Source organism: Microcoleus sp. B3-A4, from assembly GCF_036705385.1.
Lineage (GTDB): Bacteria > Cyanobacteriota > Cyanobacteriia > Cyanobacteriales > Microcoleaceae > Microcoleus.
Map to the genome: position 1 here is coordinate 1 of NZ_JAUBUI010000181.1, position 2,944 is coordinate 2,944.

Sequence of the window (2,944 nt, forward strand, 5' to 3'; positions counted from 1 at the left end):
CTTTAAGTCGGGGAGTTTTTCCATTCCTTTATCTAATGTCTATCTCGTCTTCTTGTCAAGGGGGTTGAGCAATTACCAAAAACTTAGTGAAATCATCAAAACTGCTCGCGGAACAATGAGTCAGCGAGCGTTTGGTAAGCTTTTGGGCGTTTCCGCTACCGCTGTTCAGCTTTGGGAAAGGGGCGATACGGTTCCTGATACTGAAAACTTGGCTAAGCTCGCTGCGAGAGCTGGTTATTCGCTGGAAGAACTTCTGAGATTTTTGGATGGGAAGCCACTTTCAGATCCGTTAGATATTCAAGATATTGTCAATAAAATTAGGTTCTTGCCTCTGAGTCAGGTGGCGCTAATTGGCAAAGCTGTAGCGGAGAGATTCGCTGCATCGGCTGAGGCTGCTGGGGAATGAGTATTAGGCAGATTGATCTGTAAACTAGGAATTTATGTGGCTTCTGTTTTGTATTGGAAAAAAGGGCAGGTACTCTGACGGGGTGACAACCACCCTGAAACACTTCTCTCTCGCTCTTTTGTCACTCTTAGCAGAGAAGTTTGTGTAATCCTTTCTCTTTATGGAGGATGTCTTTTCTTTCATAAAAGACATAACCTATCAGAAAATAAAGCCCGAAGTATAGACCGCCTAAGCTTTTCAGAGGATCAATTTTATTTTAATATCATCATAGTGATAGAAGAGCGATATATCGAGAGGGTATTTCGGGTGATATGCTGATGAGGCTTGGAACCTAATCCTAGAAAGACACTAATGGAATTGGTTGAGTTAGCCAAAAGCTTTGAAAAACAAGCCCGAAAAGTTTCTGAAATGTCAGAAGCCTTTGCTCAAAAGTACGAAAGCAGATTAGCAGATAGGTTTAATATAAATGAAAGTTAAAACTTTAGAAATGGAAAGCTTCCGAGGACTCGGCGATCTAACCCTAGAGTTTGATTCTACTGAACCTACCCTACTGGTTGGTATCAACGGTTCGGGAAAATCAAGTATTCTTGACTGCATCGCTACTCTGTTGTCACATTTTATTACTGAAATTCAAGAACCTGGTGGTTATCAAGCTTCTACTAGCGATCAGTATATTGTGGAAAAAGTGATAGAAAGAACTTTTTTTAAGAATGAAGATATTACAGATGGCAAAAATAAAACCGATAATAAAATTACAATTAAAATTGACTCGCAGGAAATCACATGGAATATTTATAGATCAATAGATAAAACACGTTCTCGTCCTGATGGAGCTGATCTGACCAAATTACAAGGAATTGGTTTAAACATACAGAGTGAACTATCAAAAAATTCTCAAATGAATTTACCTTTGCTAGTTTACTACCATGTAAATAGAGAATTTTTTGATAGTCAAGATCATAGTCAAGAAAAAAAATCATATAAATATAATCAACTCGAAGCTTACGATCTAGCTCTTACAGGAACCCGAATTAGTTTTAATAAATTCTTTGATTGGTTTAAAGAGCTTGAAGATTTAGAAAATGAACTATTCCGTTATAACTCTAGTTATTATAATCCTTTACTAGAAGCAGTGAGAAGGGCGATCGATTCACTTTTAGGTGAAGAATTATCAATGCTGCGGGTACGCAGATCCCCATCGCGAATGACTATGATGAAAAAAAGTTATGAACTGATTATCAACCAACAATTATCAGATGGGGAAAAAGGTTTACTCGCAATGGCGGGGGATGTAGCGAGACGTTTGGCAATTGCAAATCCAGGTCTTCCAGATCCACTTCAAGGTGAGGGAATTGTTCTTATTGACGAGATTGAGTTACACCTTCACCCTAAGTTGCAACGTAAAATTATTCCTAGTCTGAAAAATACATTCCCTAATTGTCAGTTTATTATCACCACCCATTCACCGCAGGTTATCAGTGAGGTAAAGTCGGTATACCTTCTAAGATCAATACCAGAAGGGATTTTTGCAGAGCAGCGACAAACTTTTGGACAAGATAGCAGTCGAATTCTTGAAGAACTCATGGGTGTATCAGATCGTCCAGAGGATATCAAGAAAAGACTCCGTGAGTTATTTAGACTCATTGATGATGGCAAGCTTACTGAAGCTAAACAAATGCAAGAGCAACTCGAAGAAGATATTGGAGATGATGATCCAGAGTTTGCTAGTGCAGATATGTTGATCAGGAGCCAGGAGATTTTAGCAGAATGAGATACATAAAAAAACAAGATCATGAGCCTGATTGCCTTACTAAATTCAAGCAAGAGTTCTTGGAATGGAAAAGGAAAGATGACCCACAGTGGGAATTTAGTAAGCTTGATTGGGATGATTTTAAAAATCCACATAAAGCTGAACTTCTTAATGTTCTCTTGAAAGAGCAAGGTTATATTTGTTGCTACTGTGGAAGACGCATAAGCAGTAGTCATAATAGCCACATTGAGCATCTAAAGCCTAAATCTAAAAGTCGCAGCCCTTCCTATGCAGACCTAGTAGTTACATATACCAATTTGTTAGCTTCCTGCAATGGATATACTGAAGAACAGGAGTCGGAATATGAAGAAAAGTTAAAACAAAAGCGACACACGCCAAAACCCGCACAGGAATTCTGTGGAGCTAAAAAAGGTGAGTGGTACGATGACACTTTAACAGTCTCTCCTTTAATAGAAAACTGTGCTGAATACTTTACTTATACGGCTGCTGGAGAAATTCTACCTGCTAATATCGATGAGAAGGCTGCCCACGAAACAATTATTCGATTGGGGCTAAATAATGAAAAACTTATAAGAAGAAGAGAAAATGTAATTAAAGATACCTTAAAGCTTATCCGTACCCAACAATTTTCCAGTCAACAGTTACAAAAATTAATTCAAGGATATGATAAACTTGATAATCGGGGTGAATATGGGGAGCATCCCGCTTTTTAACTAAGCAGAAATACTGAGTTTAATGTGGTTATTTAAATATGCACACCTGAGTCT

General features: G+C 38.2%; 4 protein-coding genes. All 4 read left to right on the forward strand.

Annotated features, from left to right (window positions below; translation table 11 throughout):
• Positions 1 to 406, forward strand: a 406-nt coding sequence (locus QUB33_RS29070; protein ID WP_333358015.1) for a helix-turn-helix transcriptional regulator, incomplete at its 5' end; no start/stop codon positions are given.
• A gap of 351 nt (positions 407 to 757) precedes the next feature.
• Positions 758 to 883, forward strand: coding sequence for a hypothetical protein (locus tag QUB33_RS29075; RefSeq protein WP_333358018.1), 126 nt, complete (start codon positions 758 to 760; stop codon positions 881 to 883).
• Positions 873 to 2,177 (forward strand): AAA family ATPase, encoded by a 1,305-nt coding sequence (locus QUB33_RS29080; protein WP_333358022.1) that lies wholly within the window; start codon positions 873 to 875, stop codon positions 2,175 to 2,177. Before QUB33_RS29075 ends, QUB33_RS29080 begins: the two co-directional genes overlap by 11 nt.
• The gene (locus tag QUB33_RS29085; RefSeq protein WP_333358026.1) at positions 2,174 to 2,890 is read left to right on the forward strand and encodes a retron system putative HNH endonuclease; all 717 of its coding nucleotides are present in this window, start codon (positions 2,174 to 2,176) and stop codon (positions 2,888 to 2,890) included. The genes QUB33_RS29080 and QUB33_RS29085 overlap by 4 nt, the downstream gene beginning before the upstream one ends.
• The last annotated feature ends 54 nt before the right edge of the window (positions 2,891 to 2,944 follow it).

Bases quoted from the DNA above. Each gene is read 5' to 3' on its own strand.
- QUB33_RS29075 (WP_333358018.1), top strand. From the start codon at position 758: ATGGAATTGGTTGAGTTAGCCAAAAGCTTTGAAAAACAAGCCCGAAAA.
- QUB33_RS29080 (WP_333358022.1), top strand. From the start codon at position 873: ATGAAAGTTAAAACTTTAGAAATGGAAAGCTTCCGAGGACTCGGCGAT.
- QUB33_RS29085 (WP_333358026.1), top strand. From the start codon at position 2,174: ATGAGATACATAAAAAAACAAGATCATGAGCCTGATTGCCTTACTAAA.